The organism is Chryseobacterium cupriresistens (genome assembly GCF_046614675.1).
Lineage (GTDB): Bacteria > Bacteroidota > Bacteroidia > Flavobacteriales > Weeksellaceae > Chryseobacterium > Chryseobacterium cupriresistens.
This window is the reverse complement of record NZ_JBKKJT010000004.1, coordinates 130,597-146,866: the sequence shown is the minus strand read 5'-3', so window position 1 is coordinate 146,866 and position 16,270 is coordinate 130,597. Positions and strand designations below refer to the sequence as shown.

Genomic DNA, 16,270 nt, shown 5'->3' with positions numbered 1-16,270 from the left:
ACCGAACTTAATTTTAAGTTTTCGGCTAAAGCCAATTGAGTTGACAATTATTTTTAAACGGGCTAAAGCCCGTTCCTATTGAATTTTGTATTTTGGCAAAAAAATAACCTATGAAACAAATTATCGGATTTCTCTTCTTTTTTGTGTCCATCATTCTTTCTGCACAAAACCTTACCCTTTCGGATAAAGAACTGAAACAAAAACTGGATTCTATCAAAACTGAAGGAAACCTACTCTATTCTTACGAAAATGCATCATGGCATGCGGGAGATCTTGTAGGCAGCAATAAAAGACTTGCTGAAAATACAGGAAGCTATGTCACGTACCAGAAAAACGATACCATCAAAACTTCCTTTCTTAATAAAGCAGGTAATATGATTATTGCAGAACTGTCTTTCAAAAATAACCAGACAAAACCTGTCAAAGAAAATTTTAAAGAAAGGGGACTTAATGAAACTGAAAGTATTTTAAAAAATATCCGTTCTGCCATTATTCCACAGTTATCCGACCCAAAGTATTCGGTAACGGTACCACAGGGATATAGTCTTAATATGATTATTATTCCGTTTAATGAAAACTATAAGGTGTATTTGATACCTGGTACTGTCCAGTCTGGTATAATTCCTTTCGGAAATGATTATCTTTTTGTTTCGGATAAAAAAGGGAATATTATTTCCCATAAAAAATTTCACTCAAGACTTATTCCAACCTCTACAGCCTTAGAAAATGGAGGAACGGTAACTATGTCTACCCACAGCCATTTAGTAACCAATCCTTTTATTTCTGCAACGGACATTTGTACGTTTAAACTCTATGCACCGCTTACAACGCTGGAAGAATTTTCTGTTTTATCAACCGCTTTAGGAAGTTATATTAAATACAATTATAAAAAGGATAATATTGAGGTGGTTAAAAATCCTTAATCATGAAAGCATTACATTATCAATAGGATCGGGCTTTAGCCCGATGTGAACAATCAAAATAAAATTGGCTTTAGCCGAAAACCTAAAATTAAGCTTCGGCTAAAGCCAATTGAGTTGACAATTATTTTTAAACGGGCTAAAGCCCGTTCCTATTGAATGAGTTCAAAAATAAAAGGGAGCTGTTTTTAAAGTTAAAACAGCTCCCTTTTATCTATCTTAAATCGATATTACTCAGCAATTACTCTTACCATTCCTTTTACCTGTACAAGCTTTTCCATAAGCTCTTCTCTGGAATCTGCAAGAACGTTGATATGTCCCATTTTTCTTCCCGGCTTGGTTTCAGTTTTTCCGTATAAGTGGATGTATGTTTCGGGAAGCTTAAGAACATCTTCCATTCCTTCATAGACTACTTTTCCGGAATATCCTTCTGCTCCTACAAGATTCAGCATTCCGCTGTAAGTGATGGCGTCAGTATCCGCTAATGGTAAATTTTTAACCACGCGGTACATTTGCTCAAATTGGGAATTAGTATTTCCTTCCTGACTCTGATGTCCTGAATTGTGAAGCCTTGGAGCAGTTTCATTTACCCATACTTTTCCTTCTTTATCAAGGAATAATTCGATGGCAAACAACCCCGGAGAGTTCACTGCAGCCAGAAATTTTTCAGTAATGGAATCAATCTGGTTCTGAACATCTTCCGTCAGCAGAACCGGACATACATTGAAATCCAATAGATTCAGTTTTGGATCGGCAACCATTTCCGTTACCGGGAAAATATTGGTTTCTCCTTTTTCGTTTCTTGCTACAATGACAGAAAGTTCTTTTTCAATATCAACAAGACTTTCAATGACAGAAGGTTCAGTCCATAGTTGCTGATAGTCTTCTTCCGTTTTGATCACCTGTACTCCTTTTCCATCATAGCCTCCGGTATTCATCTTCTGAACAAACGGCAATGGCATGATGATTTTCTCATCACTGTTCCATACTACCTGAAATTCCGGGCTTGGAATATCATGAGCTTTATAAAATTCTTTCTGAAGGATTTTTTGCTGAATTGTTTTGATGATATTGGCATTAGGAACCACTTTTATTCCCTGCTTTTCAAGTTCTGCCAGTGCATCAGCATTTACGTGTTCTATTTCAATGGTTACAACATCTTTATCTTTTCCGAAATTCAAAACTGTTTCATAGTCATTGAAATTTCCCTGTGTAAAATACGAGATATTATGACATGGTGCATCAGAGGCCGGATCCAGAGTATAAAACTCATCATCATACTTCAGTGCACTTTGTATCAACATTCTTCCCAGCTGTCCGCCTCCCAGAATTCCTATTTTCATTTTTTTATTTTATTAGATTTACTCTTATTGAATTTTATCGATTTTTAAATAGCCAAGCCCCATTGGGTTCTCCTGATTTTCTTCATCAGACTTATGAAGAACGATAGCATATTTTTCTTTCATAGAGGCAGGAAGGATATCACTTACATTGAAAATATCATCAATATCCACTCCATGCTTATCATCAATATGGCTTACAGCGCCTTCAAACCCCATGGTCTGATAGAATTCGGTAGCTTTTGCTCTCTTCACAATTTCACCCATAGACTGCCCTACCATCAGGTGCTGCTCATGAAATTCTTCAAAGAAACCAGGTTTGTAGCCGCCTAAATTCAGAAAAAATAACTGATCTTCTGAAGATTTCTCTCCCTTTTCTACAATCTCCACCTTATACCCGTCCGCAAATCTCACTTCCTGGTAACAGTCCAGGTGAATTTTTCCTTCTGCTTCCTTCCAGAAGTCTTTCATATCGGGAACCAGATCCTTAAGACTTTCCGCGATACCGAAGAAAACATCGTGCTGTTCAATATTTCTTCCTTTGGGCGTTGCCCCGAGAATGACATAAAATAATTTCATTACATTTTTCATGCATACAAAAATACGTTAAATTTATCTTTTTCAAATGTTTGGCAGACTATCACAATAATTTTATATTTGTAGTATTATTTGTAGTATGTCAGAAATCATCATACTCTTCCTTGGCGCAATTTCAGCGGGTCTTTTAGGTTCACTTACGGGTTTAGGAGGAGGAGTTATCATCATTCCTTTATTAACGCTGGGATTCGGCGTTCCAATGCATTACGCTATCGGTGCTTCACTTATTTCTGTGATCGGGACCTCTTCCGGTGCGGCTGTAGCTTTCGTAAAAGAAGGCTTTACCAATATGAGAATCGGAATGTTTCTCGAAATAGCCACCACAGCAGGCGCTATTATTGGGGCCCTTGTTTCAGGAATGCTTAACCCAAATACAATCGGAATTATTTTCGCAAGTATCCTTCTTTTAACCGTTATTTTAAATCTTAAAGGGAAACCTGATCACCAGGAACCTTTGGTAAAGGGAAGTCTGGAGGAAAAGCTGAAACTGTACGGAACATTTCCCGATAAAGGAGTATTGAAAAGCTATTCTGCAAGAAATACAGTTCCCGGATTTTTGATGATGATGTTTGCAGGAGCCATGTCCGGACTTCTGGGAATAGGTTCCGGTGCATTGAAAGTATTGGCAATGGACAATATGATGAAGCTTCCTTTCAAAGTATCTACAACCACCAGTAATTTCATGATCGGAGTAACGGCAGTGGCCAGTGCCCTGATCTATTTCCAGAGAGGAGAAATCATTCCGGTAATTGTAGCTCCCGTACTGATCGGAGTTGTGATCGGAAGTTTTATCGGTTCAAAAACGCTGATGGTATCGAAGACCAAAAAATTAAAAGTATTTTTTGCCATTGTGATTACCATTCTTTCCATTTATATGATGTATAACGGTATCAACAAAAGTTTCAGATAATGAAAAAGAATTTTACAGATGTAGATCTGAACCGTTCGGTAGGAAATCTTCTGAGACTGGGTGTTATTCTGTCTGTGGCTACATCATTGATTGGTTTTATCAAGTTATTTTTTGAAGGCTTTAAAATGCCCGAAAAATATACCAGCCTTGTCGTAGGTACTTCTTCTGAAAAGGTCTGGGGACATTTCTGGGACTCTCTATGTAAAGGAGAAGGTACAGCTATTATTCAGCTGGGTATTCTTTTGCTGATCTTCACTCCTCTGATGAGAATCGTTTTCGCTTTAATAGGTTATTTAAAAGAAAAAGACTATGTATATGTAGTGATTTCTTCTATTGTTTTAGCCATTATGGCGGTGAGTTTCTTTGCAGGTTACGCGCACTAATTTTTACATTTCATAAAACTCTAACGGCAGCTGGTCGGGATCCTGGGTAAAGAAAAATTCTTTTCCTGTGAATTCGTCTATGCGAATTTCTTCACAGTTTAATCCTTTTCTGATCAGTTCATTCCTCTTTTCCATAACATTTTCTACCGAGAAAGCGAGATGCCTTAAACCACATGCTTCGGGACGTGACGGACGTTGGGGAGGATCGGGAAAGGAAAACAGTTCGATCACATAATGATCTCCTATGGCAAGATCAAGTTTATAAGACTGTCTTTCTTCGCGGTATACTTCACGGATGATATTCAGATCTAAAATTTCCGTATAAAACTTTTTTGAAACCGCATAATCTGAACAGATGATGGCAATATGGTGAATCTTCATTTTTATTTTAACCTGATTTTCAATTGAACTTTATTATTGTATTTCTTTACAGTTATCCTTTCTTCTCGTATCAATAATATACTGGATCTTCCATTCATTATTCTGTTTTACCAGCTGAAAACTATTTGCCCCGCAGTGTGATAATTTTCCTTTTAAATAAAAAGAATAAGGGGTAAACACAGTTGCAAGATTTCCATCCGTATGAATGGCTTCCACTATAATTCTTTCATCCAGATCTCCTTTTGTAAATTTTGAAACCGAAGTGATGAAATCCGAAATACTATCACTTTTTACAGTACCGTCCTTGGTGATGGTTTGAAGTACTGCATTCTCTGCAAAAGCGGATTTTACCAACTCAGGATCTGCATTTTTCATACCAAGGAAAAGGTTTCGGATAGGTTTTTCAATATCTGTATTCTGCTGGCCGAAGCATGAAATACTAATCAGAACAAGAAATGCCATTAATTTATTCATAGTATAGATTTAGATAATTAAAAATAGATAAAATAAAATTTAAATTGATTAACAAATTTTAAAATTCATTTTCCTTAAATTGTAATCCAATTATTTCAGAGCTATTATATGTGGATTATTTATCTGATTCTGGCCATACTTCTTATGGTCATGACAATACTACCGAAAATTCAGCATTCCCACTGGATATTCAGAGTTCCTGAATTTGCCAAAATACAGGTTACCTACCTTATATTCTTTACTTTTTTATTAGGCTTTTTCACAGATTCTACAGAATATTTCTGGTATTATCAGGGCCTTCTGCTGGTCATGTTTATTCATCATGGTCAAACACTCATCAAATACACCCACTTTTATCCTGTAAAAAAACACAGACAGCTTCACAGATCTTCTGATAAACTGCATTTTATTTCGGCCAATGTCTATCAGTTCAATAAAGAGCATGAGAAATTCATCGGACTCGTTAAAAAGCACAATCCTGATTTTTTCATGACGATGGAAAGCAACAGTGACTGGGAAAAAGCAATGAGACCCCTGGAAAAAGAATATTCCTACCAGCACAAAGTGACTCTTGAAAATACCTATGGGATGCATTTTTATTCAAGAGTGGAGATTAAGGAAGCAAAAACCCATTATTTCGTTGCTGATGACATCCCGAGCATTGAGATCCATATGAAAACCGCTGATGGTTTTTCTTTTGTTTTCTTTGGAGTTCATCCGCCGCCACCAAGTCCTACGGAAGAAGAAACATCAAAGGAAAGAGACGGCGATCTTCTAAGTACAGCCAAGCGTGTAAAAGATATTAAAAAGCCTGTTATTGTCGTAGGAGACTTCAATAATGTTGCCTGGTCGAGATCATCTGTCTTGTTCAGAAAAACAAGCCACCTGATAGATCCCAGAATCGGGCATTCTTTCGTTTCTACCTTCCATGCCAAATACCGTCTTTTAAGATTCCCTATTGATCTGATGTTTCACAGTGAAGATATTTTTATCCAACAGCTGAAGACATTGGAGAATTTTGGATCAGACCACCTTCCGGTATACTGCGAGTTTTTCATAGATCATCACAACGATGAACAGGAAGAACTGATAGAAACAGCAACTGCTGAAGAGAAAGCTGAGGCTGAAATCATGATCGAGGAAGGAAAGAAAGAAGATGGCGAACGGGAAACTGTGGTCACTGAGGATTAAAAAAAGTGGGCTAAAGCCCACTCCTATTGTTTTTTTTTAATTTAAAATTTCATCACATCCTTCACTACTCCATTCTTCTGGGTGTGCTGTAATAATTCAGCCTCAATGAAGGTTTTAATCTGTTCTTCAGATCCGTTACTCGGGAACAGAAGATGAACATTCGCTCCGGCATCCAGGGTAAAGAATAATGGAAGTCCTGTTTCTCTTCTGAAGTCCCAGATTTTGTTGATGACTTCCAGTGTTCCTGTTTTCATCAGGATAAAGGCAGGATCGCTCATCATCATCATGGCATGCAGGGTAAGTGCTTCATGTTCTACCAATTTGATAAAGCTTTCCATATCTCCTTTTTTCAGGATTTCTTTCATGGGAACAAAATTTTCCCTTGCTTCCTGAAATCTTCTCTCTGCATAAGGATTCGTCTTCATCAGACCGTGACCTACTGTTGAAGAAACACTTTTCTGCCCTTCATGAATTAACAGAACCCAATCATTAAAATTCTTGAATACTTCATGAATTTCAGCATTGGGATACTGTACTCCGAACAAATCTGAACTTCCTTCTACCTCATCGGTTTCACCCCACACCACAAGTCCGTTATACAAGCTCCGGCATGCGCTTCCACTTCCTAATCTTGCTAAGAATGAAGCTTTTCTCAAAGATTCTTCCTCAGAAGTTTTTCCTGTAAATGAAGCATCCAACGCCATCAGACATTTTGCAATGGCCCCAAACCCTGAAGCTGAACTTGCAATCCCGGAACTATGCGGGAATGTATTCTCTGTTCTGATGATATATTTTCCTTTCAGAATCCATGGAAGATACTGTTCTATATTTCTGAAATATTTTTCAATTTTTTCGGCAAACTTCACTTCTTCATTTCCCGCCAGAAAAGTCTGTACTGAAAAAGTCTCATTCGCAGTAAATTCCATTGAAGTATTGGTCTTACAATGGTTTAACGTGTAGCTGATGCTTGGGTTAGCAGGAATCTGATCAGCATATTTTCCCCAGTATTTGATCAGGGCAATATTAGACGGACAGCTTTCCGAAACCGTTTGGGTATGAATGGTGAAATTTTCTTTTCCTATAAAATCCTGTGTTGTCATAGTTTACTTTAAGTCATTATTTTGAACCACCCGTCAAAAATTCTTTGAATTTCCCCCACCCTGCAAGAGAGGGGAATTTTCAAGTCTTCAATTGTAATTGACATGAAAAGGGAGGTTAAAATTTTTAATACATCTTCTCTATAATATCCGCATATTTTTTGATCACCACATTTCTTTTGACCTTCAGGGTAGGAGTAATTTCTCCTGTATTGATGTCAAATTCTGCCGGCATTAACGTGAATTTCTTCACTTTTTCATAATCTGCCAGATGGCTCTGTAGTTCTTTGATTTTTTCTTTGTAAAGATCGATTACTTTCTCATTTTTTACAGCATCTTCCCAATTGGTAAAAGGAATATTATTTTTCTTAATATAGTCCTGTAAAAATTCGAAATTAGGAACGATCAGTGCTGAAACAAACTGTCTTCCTTCCGCAATCAGCATAATCTGCTGGATAAAATTATTATTGGTCAGTAGGTTTTCGATCTGTTGCGGAGCAATATATTTTCCGTTGGAAGTTTTCATCAGGTCTTTAATTCTGTCTGTGATGATCAGGTTTCCTTTCTCATCAAACTTTCCGGCATCACCGGTTTTGAACCATCCGTCTTCTGTGAATACTTTCTGGGTTTCTTCAGGTTTATTGTAGTATCCTTTCATGATTCCGTTCCCTTTGGCCTGAATCTCATCATTTTCTCCGATACGCATTTCTACTCCCGGAAGAGGCTTTCCACTGGTTCCATGCTCAAAGTGAGTTAAAGGGAAAAGGGTCAATGTTGCGGTGGTTTCCGTTAATCCGTATCCAACAGTTACGTGAATGCCCACTGACTCAAAGAAACGGGTAACTTCGGGTGATAATGAAGCTCCACCGCAAGGTAAAAACCATAATCTCCCTCCCATTTTATTTTTAATTTTACTGAAAACCAGCATATCAGCTACAGATTCTTTGAATTTTAATCCAAAAGGAACCGGCCTTTCATTTCTTCTTAATTCTGCGGTTTCCCATCCGGTTTTAAGGGCCCAGTCAAAGATTTTCTTTTTCAGAACTGAACCTTCTTCCGCTTTTTCAAGAACTCCGGCATATACTTTCTGGAAAAATCTTGGTACGGCACACATGGCAGTAGGTTTTACTTCTTCCAATGCTTTGGCAACATTTTTCGGATCTTCAAGGAAATACACACGGGCACCACCGTACAAACAAAGTAAACTCCAGCTTCTTTCAAATACATGGCTTAAAGGTAAGAATGCCAGTGAAAGTTCTTCTTCAAAGTTTTTAAACTTAAAAAATTCAAAGTGTGAGTCGAATGCTTTGATGAAATTTCCATGGGTAAGCATTACTCCTTTTGGAATTCCGGTAGTTCCGGAAGTATAGATTAATGTAGCGGTATCATCATTTTCTTTCTTACAGATCTCCAGCTCCGGCGAGGCTTTTGCGATAAAATCTTCAAGATAAAAACTATTGAACTCTTTCTTGATCCACACTGCTTTTTTAGAAACAATAATGGTTTCAAGATTGTTTTCTTCTTTATGTAAAAACTCAAGACAGGCATCGTACTGCATCTGGTTTCCTACCAAAACGGCTTTAGCACCGGAATCGTTGATGATATGTTCTGCCTGCTCAGCATTATTCGTGGAATAAATGGGTACTGTAACTGCCCCGATAGCCAGAGAAGCCAGATCCATGATCATCCATTCTGATGAGTTGTCTGAATAAATCGCGACTCTGTCATTCTCCTGAACACCGGATTCTTTTAAAGCATTGGCTGTTTTAAAAATAATTTCACTGAATTTTTTCCAGCTCAGCTCTTTCCAGGCATCTTTCTTTTTAAATCCGATGGCCGCTTTTATAGGATATTTTTCTACATTTTTAAGGATAATTGCCTCTGCAAGATTCATTTCTTCAGCTTTTTGTCGTTAATATAATTGTTCAGGTGAAAGTCTATGCTTTCTTTTACGGGAATAAACTGATAGTTCAGTTTTTCTTTGACTTTGTGATTGGAAATGGTGTTGAATGAAGAGATGGCCTCAATATTTGATTTGGTCACCATCCTTAGTTTTGGAATCAGCCATCCGAAAAGGGTGTTGGCTATTCTTCCGATATTGAGTACAGATTGTGAAAGAATTCTCGCATCTTTAAGTCCCAGGCGGGTTCTTACCTGTTTGGCAAGGTCTGCATATCTGTTATTTTCAGCAACAATAATAAAACGTTCTCCGAAAAGGTTATTTTCCATTAATCCTATAGCCGTATTGGCTACATCCCTTACATCAACATACGCAGAACCTCCTGAAAAGGTAAAGCTATTGTCTTCAAAGGTTGAGAAAAGCTCACCGCTGCTTTGGTTCCAGTTTCCGCTTCCTACGATCATGCCGGGATTAATGATCACCACGTTCAGTCCTTCTGCGGACGCTCTCCATACTTCCATTTCGGATAAATGCTTAGAGATGGCGTAGGCAGAATGTTCCAGTTTTGGATTAAAGTCAGAATCTTCATCCAGTTCTCCTTTTTCATTAAAATTATCAAGAACGGCGACAGAACTTACATGGAGAAATTTTTTAACGTCGGATCCTTCACAGGCAAACAAAAGATTTTCTGTACCTTTAATATTGGTATGATACATTTCTTTTTCATCTTTCGGATGAAAACTTACTTTGGCAGCACAGTGATACACCTCATCTACGCCTTGCAGTGCAGTTTTTAAAGAATCGAGATCATCAAAATCTACGTTTACCCATTCAATTTTATTGAAAAAATCGTCAGGATTCTCCGTATAAAAGCTGTATGAATGCTTTACTTCGTTTAAATTGCTGCCCGGCCGTTTGGAAGCACGTACATTTTTCCCTCTTTTAAGAAGTTCCAGTACAATTATTCTTCCCAGAATTCCGGTAGCCCCCGTTACAAAAATCATTAATTATTTTACTTGATTGCTGACTAAAATATAACAATATTTTCTATCCGGCAATGCTTCCGGATCGGTAAAAATTATTTGGAAAAACCGTTTTTGCAAATTTGCGATTTTTAAAGCATAATTCAACTTAATTTAACCAATATTATCATTCCGAATACCACAAACCTGAAAATTTAAATCACAAAAGGGTATCCAACTGAAAAGTCCTGAAAGAATTGACAACTTTCAGGACTTTTTATATTTAAAATTCTTTATTGCTTACGCCATTACCTCATTATTTCTTCTTGGCGCTTTATCGCAGAGAACATCTGCAATGCTTTTGGAAATAAGGTTTCCTTCTGTAAGATTATCCAGCCAGAAGAACTCTCCTGCCGCATTGATCTCAATAAAATAATATTCGTCTTCAGGGGAAACAATCATATCTATGGCTCCATAATCTACATTATAAGTATCAAGCAGTTCAAGCAGTTTTGCTTCTACATCTGCCGGAAGTTCTGTTCTGCTCCATTTATCAATCAAATTAACCCCGTCTTTTCTCCAGTCTATTTTGGCATCTTCAGACTGCTGGGAATCTATTTCGAATGCGTAAACGTCTCTTCCCACAATGGTAATACGAAGTTCTTTTTTCTTCTGAATCATCTGCTGAAACTGCATCGGACAATACAGCAATGAATCCAGTTCTTCCAGTTTATCTTCGCCAACAACGTTCGTAAACACTACATTTTCTATTCCATCTTCATAAATGGCAAAACCGGTCTGCATTTTAGCCACTACATTCTGATGTTTTACAATAAATTTCCTTGCTTCATCAGGATTATTGGTAAGACAGGTTGCCGGAATGGTGAGACCTAATTTATCTGCAATTTTCAATTGTTCTTCCTTGCTGTCGAGTCTTCTGTAAACACTTGGTTTTCCCAGAGAATAAGCATCCACAGATTCGAAGAAACCAAAAAGGGTATTTCTGATTTCCCCCATAGCCGCACCGTAAAATTTAGAGTCCATTTCTTCCTTTAATCCTTTTCCGATATTGTAAGCTCTTCTGTACCATATGGCAGAAATATCATCCAAACGATGTTTTGTTTCAGGCGTTTCAAGGTAACTTACCCATTCTCCATCCTGGAAAATAGTGGACAGTTTGTTTTGTAATGGATAAACGTCTACATCAAAGCGAATGACTTCACAATTATTTTTTTCAATGTATTCTGTTACTTTCTCAATGGAAAAATTATCTGCGGTATGGGTAATTATTAAAATTTTATTCATGGAAATTAATTCTTTTGATAAGGTTATCGGCAATTTTTTCTGCAATGGGAAATCCCAGTTCTTTCTGAAGCATTCCCCATTCTCCCTGAGGATTGACTTCAAGGAAATAATACGCCCCGTCTCTTCCTTTGATCATATCGATCGCTCCTATATAAAGTCCCATTTCTTTCATCATGTAAGTGAGATTGGCTTTAATAGCATCAGGTAATTCGTAGGCTTCCCAGAAATATCCTTCGCGGGCAACTCTCCAGTCTGCATTTTCACTGTTATTGATTTTTCCTGTGAAAAACTCACCATCTACATACACGATTCGTAATTCATATTGTTTTTCAATATAGGGTTGAAAAATCATCGGACAGTATGCAATATCTGAAAGGTGTTCCAGGGATTCTTCCTCAATAACTGTAGTGGAAATCATATTTTCCCCTGACATTGTTTTTGCGGTAACTCCGTGAAGCTTCGCAATGGCTTTTCCCTGGCAGTACTGATGGAAAAATGTGGTTATTTTTTCTTCATCATTAGAAAAAATGGTTTTGGGAATGGTTAAATTATTTCTTTGTGCAATTTTCAGCTGAAAGATCTTATTACCGTCGATTTTTTTTTCGTTTTCATAAGGGTTGATCCAGGGAATATGTTCTAAAGCCGTTATCAGGTTATACCTCAGGCTGCCATATTCGTTGAGAAAGATTTTTTCGTAATCCTGATCCAGCTCTTCGGGTGCACTGATCCTCCAGGCTTTTCTGTGCCATACGCCTTTGATATCATCAGAATGAATGGTATTTCCTGATTCGTCAGTCAATTCAAATGAATCTTCATGAATACTGATTTTCTGAAGATGGTTCAGGCGGTCAGAATTCAGTCTGAAAAAGGGAATATTTTTAGAGGTAAGATATTCGAAAAAGAGATCAATATTATAAAAATCCTGTGAGTGGGTGATGCAGAGAATCATTTGCCGGTTTTTTATTAAAAAGGGAAACTTACTATTTAAGTTTCCCTATTATTCTATTGAATATTCTACTTATTATAGTGGAATAGTGATTGTATCATCATCACCGTCTGATGGATATTTCAGCGTGTGCATCATATCATCTTTTGGAGAGGTTACCGTATCTATTGTCGGCTTTGTAATCAAATCTGTTTCAGCAAGTGTGATGTCACTTCCTCCTTTTACAGTTTCGGGATCCTTCACCTGTTTTTCCAGGAATGATGCGAAAAACGGCTTCTTCTTTGAGTTGTTGCTTTTCATAATGTTTTAGTTTTGGTTGGATTATAATTTAGCTTATGCTTGTACATTATCATACTTCTAAAACATCCTCATCACCGTCAGAAGGATATTTCATGGTTACATTATCATTATCAGGCTTGGTAACATTATCCTTAAGAGGAGTCGTGATCTGATCCTGCAGGGCTGTAGTGATCTGATCTGCCAATACGGAAGTAATACCTCCACCTTTTACTGTTTCAGGATCTTTAACCTGTTTTTCTAAGAATGATGCAAAAAACGGCTTCTTTTTTGAATTTTTGTTTTCCATAAGTTAATATTTTTATTGTTTTTTGAAAATCCAAAGTACAAAAATTTCAACTCATGGAGAAATAATATATGTTTTTAATAAAATTTTAACATAATATTAAAAATCAAAGTATAAAATTAATTTAAACCAAGAAATTCCTTAACAACATTTGCAAAATCAACCGGATTTTCTGCCTGCACCCAGTGTCCTGCATTTTTCACCGTCACTATTTTAGCTTTAGGAAACTGCTGCCTGATACCGAATTCATCCTGTGGAAGGATGTAATTGGATTTTGCCCCTGCTATAAACAAGGTTTCACCTTCAAAAACTCCGAATTTGATGGCATTGGAAACAAACTCAGTATATTTTTCAGATAATGTTTTAAGGTTGAACCTCCAGCCCAGTTTTTTATTGTCATCCCAATACAGATTTTTCGTCAGAAACTGCACGGTAGATCTTTCGGGAATATATTGGTTCAGGACAGCTTCCACCTCGTTTCTTGAAGTAACCGTATTGAAATCAACGGTTTCCAGTGCTTTGATAATTCCCTGATGATGCGGCGGATATGCCTTAGGTGAAATATCTACAACAATCAGTTTTTCAACACGTTCAGGATATTTTATGGCAAACTGCATCACTGCTTTTCCGCCTAAAGAATGCCCTAAAACATGCGCTTTTTGAATTCCGTAATGATCCATATAACGGGCAATATCATCGGCCAGGTCATCATGCGACATGCTGTCTGAGTGAAAACTTCTTCCGTGGTTTCGAAGATCGATCAGGTGTACCGGAAGATATTCTCCCAGATCCTTTCCGAAACTTCCCCAATTGTCGAGCATTCCGAATAGTCCGTGAAATACAAGAAGCGGCGTATTCGTTACATTTTCGCCGAATATTTTTGAGTTTAAAATTTCCATATTTTTAGAAGTTAGATGTGAGAAACTAGAAGTTAGATAAATTATGCATCATCTGTTTATGCTATTTTTAATATAATTGAAGTTGTACTAACTTCTCATCTCTAACTTCTGATTTCTTATTAATTACCATTTTGCCAGTCTCTTCAGATAAGCCTGAACTGTATTTTCCAATCCCATATAAAGTGCTTCAGAAATCAAAGCATGTCCGATAGATACTTCCAGAAGGTTCGGAATGGTATCTGAGAAATACTTCAGGTTTTCTAAGCTCAGATCATGTCCTGCATTAATTCCCAACCCGAACTTTGTCGCTTCAACAGCAGTGTCGTAATAAGGTTTTATAGCCTGTTCTTTATTGGTAAGATAGTTTTTTGCATAAGCTTCAGTGTACAGCTCTATTCTGTCTGCTCCTGTTTTGGCCGCATATTCTACAAGCTCCGGTAAAGGATCAAGGAAAACAGAAGTACGGATTCCCACTTTTTTAAATTCTGCAATGATCTCTGTAAGGTAATCGAGATGTTTTTTGGTATCCCAGCCGGCATTGGATGTAATGGCATCATCAGCATCCGGTACAAGAGTCACCTGTTCAGGTTTCACTTCCAATACCATATCAATAAAATCCTGATGAGGATTTCCTTCAATATTAAACTCAGTCGTAACCAACGGCTTCAGATCATAGACATCTTTTCTTGTGATATGCCTTTCATCAGGTCTTGGATGGATGGTAATCCCCTGTCCTCCGAATTCCTGAATTTTTACAGCAGCTTCTGTAACACTTGGAGTTTCACCTCCTCTTGCATTTCTTAACGTCGCAATTTTATTAATGTTTACGCTTAGTTTTGTCATTGTTATTTTAGATGTTAGATATAAGATGTTGGAAGCTGGAAGCATGGAGTTGGAAGTAAATCCAGACTTCGTACTTTTATTGGTCTTCCACATTTATGATCATTTAAAAATTTAATTTAAAATTTGGGTTAAAAGAGACTGGAAATATCCACTTCCCTTTTCAATCTTCCTGCTTCTACACTTTCACGCTTACCTGCATCACCTGAAGTTCAAATTCTTTTGAAGCCACCAGTAAATGGTCAAAAATATCGGCCTGTATCTGCTCAAAACGTTCCCATTTGGAATCATTGGCAAAACAGTATACTTCAAGCGGAAGCCCTTGTGGGGTGATCTCCAGCTGGCGGACCATCCGGGTTCCGTTTTTATCAATATCAGGATCATTTTCAATATATTTCTGTGCATAATAGCGGAATACACCGATATTGGTAAGCTGTCTTCCATTCACAATTTTATCTTTATGCTCAAGACTTTCCTTTTCTTTTTTAATTTCTGAAGTTCTTTCTTCAAGATAATCTGAGATCAGATTAATCTCCTTTAACCGCTCAACATCTTCATCCGTCAGAAACTTAAAAGAATTGATATTAAAGTAGATTGATTTTTTTATTCTTCTTGTATTGGATTCAGACATCACCTGCATATTCTTGATCTCAGTGGTCATCAGATCATAGGTTGGAATTGTGGAAACCGTTTTATCAAAATTGGTGATTTTAGTCGTCAAAAGGTTGATCTCCGTGATATTCCCTTCAATACTATATTTGGGAATACTTACCCAATCCCCTACTTTTAAGTTTTTAGAAGTAGCCACGTGAAGACCTGTAACAAATCCTAAAATAGTATCTCTGAAAACCAATACCAGAACAGCTGTAATAGCCCCCAGACTTCCTACGATAGTGGTTCCTTTGATCCCGAAAATCACACAAAGTCCTACTACTGTAAATATGAAGAGTCCTAAAATCTTTACAGTTTCTGAAATGGCATTAAGTGCCATTATTTTGTAGAAATCCTGTTTAATACTGAAATAATTTCTGAAAGCGGTCAGTGATCTGTAGAGCATTCCCGCTACTATCAATACCAATCCAAGATTGATACATCTTATGATAAAAATGGTGGTTTTGGGCAGTGCATTTTCAGGAAATATAGATCCCTGGATCCCGGCAACCGCAATCAAAGCAGCAAAATGGGCTACAGAATTGGTGATTTTCGACTGATAAATAGATTTTACGATCGGGAACTTCTGTTCATTATGAAATAACCTGAATACTGAATTGATAATGAATTTAAAAATAAAATCAGTGATTAAAAACAGGACAAGAAGTAAGCTCAGTTTTACAATGATATGAAAAACCCAGTCGAGCCCGGCTGGTGAAATCCGGGTGATATAGATGTAAAGCTGCTCGCTCAGCTCCTGTATAAAGTTTTTGGTTTCTTGTAACTGGTCATTCATTACAGCAAATTTATGAAATTAAGAATCATCATTTTATTATTTGCAATCAATTTTCATCCCAAAAGGTATTCATCAGAAAATATTTAATAAAAATT

At 37.1% G+C, this 16,270-nt stretch carries 18 protein-coding genes; 4 read left to right on the top strand and 14 right to left on the bottom strand.

All coding sequences use genetic code 11. From position 1 onward, the window contains the following. The first annotated feature begins 110 nt into the window (after window positions 1-110). Window positions 111-923, top strand: a complete 813-nt coding sequence (locus ACLI50_RS12970) for a hypothetical protein (RefSeq protein WP_202838962.1) — start codon at window positions 111-113, stop codon at window positions 921-923. Between the two features lie 227 nt (window positions 924-1,150). Here the strand turns inward: ACLI50_RS12970 and ACLI50_RS12965 are convergent, their stop codons facing one another. Continuing rightward, window positions 1,151-2,263, bottom strand: a complete 1,113-nt coding sequence (locus tag ACLI50_RS12965) for a 5-(carboxyamino)imidazole ribonucleotide synthase (protein WP_123279428.1) — start codon at window positions 2,261-2,263, stop codon at window positions 1,151-1,153. A gap of 24 nt (window positions 2,264-2,287) precedes the next feature. After that, complete coding sequence (locus ACLI50_RS12960; protein WP_411413949.1) at window positions 2,288-2,839, bottom strand: DUF1543 domain-containing protein; 552 nt, start codon at window positions 2,837-2,839, stop codon at window positions 2,288-2,290. 97 nt (window positions 2,840-2,936) lie between these two features. Here ACLI50_RS12960 and ACLI50_RS12955 point away from each other — a divergent pair, with 97 nt between their 5' ends. Further along, entirely contained in the window at window positions 2,937-3,767 is an 831-nt protein-coding gene (locus ACLI50_RS12955; protein ID WP_076597404.1) for a sulfite exporter TauE/SafE family protein, read from the top strand. After that, window positions 3,767-4,150: a DUF1634 domain-containing protein gene (locus ACLI50_RS12950; RefSeq protein ID WP_034699869.1), complete on the top strand. Its 384-nt coding sequence runs from the start codon at window positions 3,767-3,769 to the stop codon at window positions 4,148-4,150. The genes ACLI50_RS12955 and ACLI50_RS12950 overlap by 1 nt, the downstream gene beginning before the upstream one ends. A 3-nt stretch (window positions 4,151-4,153) precedes the next feature. On the opposite strand, the gene gloA2 is transcribed toward ACLI50_RS12950, so the two are convergent. Together gloA2 and ACLI50_RS12940 are read right to left on the bottom strand one after the other, a co-directional pair. Continuing rightward, window positions 4,154-4,531: an SMU1112c/YaeR family gloxylase I-like metalloprotein gene (gene gloA2 / locus ACLI50_RS12945; protein ID WP_120231915.1), complete on the bottom strand. Its 378-nt coding sequence runs from the start codon at window positions 4,529-4,531 to the stop codon at window positions 4,154-4,156. A 33-nt stretch (window positions 4,532-4,564) separates the two neighbouring features. Continuing rightward, the gene (locus ACLI50_RS12940) at window positions 4,565-5,005 is read right to left on the bottom strand and encodes a nuclear transport factor 2 family protein (RefSeq protein WP_411413948.1); all 441 of its coding nucleotides are present in this window, start codon (window positions 5,003-5,005) and stop codon (window positions 4,565-4,567) included. 150 nt (window positions 5,006-5,155) lie between these two features. On the opposite strand from ACLI50_RS12940, the gene ACLI50_RS12935 reads away from it, so the two are divergent. Beyond that, entirely contained in the window at window positions 5,156-6,196 is a 1,041-nt protein-coding gene (locus ACLI50_RS12935; RefSeq protein ID WP_411413947.1) for an endonuclease/exonuclease/phosphatase family protein, read from the top strand. A gap of 41 nt (window positions 6,197-6,237) precedes the next feature. Here the strand turns inward: ACLI50_RS12935 and ACLI50_RS12930 are convergent, their stop codons facing one another. From ACLI50_RS12930 to ACLI50_RS12885, 10 genes are all read right to left on the bottom strand, one after another. Next, the gene (locus tag ACLI50_RS12930; protein WP_411413946.1) at window positions 6,238-7,296 is read right to left on the bottom strand and encodes a diphosphomevalonate decarboxylase; all 1,059 of its coding nucleotides are present in this window, start codon (window positions 7,294-7,296) and stop codon (window positions 6,238-6,240) included. Window positions 7,297-7,420: 124 nt separating this feature from the next. Beyond that, window positions 7,421-9,187, bottom strand: a complete 1,767-nt coding sequence (locus ACLI50_RS12925; RefSeq protein WP_411413945.1) for an AMP-dependent synthetase/ligase — start codon at window positions 9,185-9,187, stop codon at window positions 7,421-7,423. After that, on the bottom strand, window positions 9,184-10,197 hold the full coding sequence (locus ACLI50_RS12920) for an NAD-dependent epimerase/dehydratase family protein (RefSeq protein ID WP_411413944.1): 1,014 nt from the start codon (window positions 10,195-10,197) through the stop codon (window positions 9,184-9,186). The genes ACLI50_RS12925 and ACLI50_RS12920 overlap by 4 nt, the downstream gene beginning before the upstream one ends. A 258-nt stretch (window positions 10,198-10,455) precedes the next feature. Next, complete coding sequence (locus tag ACLI50_RS12915) at window positions 10,456-11,460, bottom strand: MvdD family ATP-grasp ribosomal peptide maturase (RefSeq protein ID WP_411413943.1); 1,005 nt, start codon at window positions 11,458-11,460, stop codon at window positions 10,456-10,458. Next, the gene (locus tag ACLI50_RS12910; protein WP_411413942.1) at window positions 11,453-12,409 is read right to left on the bottom strand and encodes an MvdC family ATP-grasp ribosomal peptide maturase; all 957 of its coding nucleotides are present in this window, start codon (window positions 12,407-12,409) and stop codon (window positions 11,453-11,455) included. The genes ACLI50_RS12915 and ACLI50_RS12910 overlap by 8 nt, the downstream gene beginning before the upstream one ends. A gap of 72 nt (window positions 12,410-12,481) precedes the next feature. Continuing rightward, on the bottom strand, window positions 12,482-12,706 hold the full coding sequence (locus tag ACLI50_RS12905; protein ID WP_110010111.1) for a microviridin/marinostatin family tricyclic proteinase inhibitor: 225 nt from the start codon (window positions 12,704-12,706) through the stop codon (window positions 12,482-12,484). A gap of 49 nt (window positions 12,707-12,755) precedes the next feature. Continuing rightward, window positions 12,756-12,992 carry a microviridin/marinostatin family tricyclic proteinase inhibitor gene (locus ACLI50_RS12900; RefSeq protein WP_202838953.1) on the bottom strand — a complete coding sequence of 79 codons (237 nt, stop codon included), beginning with the start codon at window positions 12,990-12,992 and terminating at the stop codon, window positions 12,756-12,758. Between the two features lie 116 nt (window positions 12,993-13,108). Next, the gene (locus tag ACLI50_RS12895) at window positions 13,109-13,888 is read right to left on the bottom strand and encodes an alpha/beta fold hydrolase (protein WP_411413941.1); all 780 of its coding nucleotides are present in this window, start codon (window positions 13,886-13,888) and stop codon (window positions 13,109-13,111) included. Between the two features lie 123 nt (window positions 13,889-14,011). Beyond that, window positions 14,012-14,731, bottom strand: coding sequence for a pyridoxine 5'-phosphate synthase (locus tag ACLI50_RS12890; RefSeq protein ID WP_202844327.1), 720 nt, complete (start codon window positions 14,729-14,731; stop codon window positions 14,012-14,014). Window positions 14,732-14,906: 175 nt separating this feature from the next. Beyond that, entirely contained in the window at window positions 14,907-16,175 is a 1,269-nt protein-coding gene (locus tag ACLI50_RS12885) for a mechanosensitive ion channel family protein (RefSeq protein ID WP_343640114.1), read from the bottom strand. Window positions 16,176-16,270 lie beyond the last annotated feature (95 nt).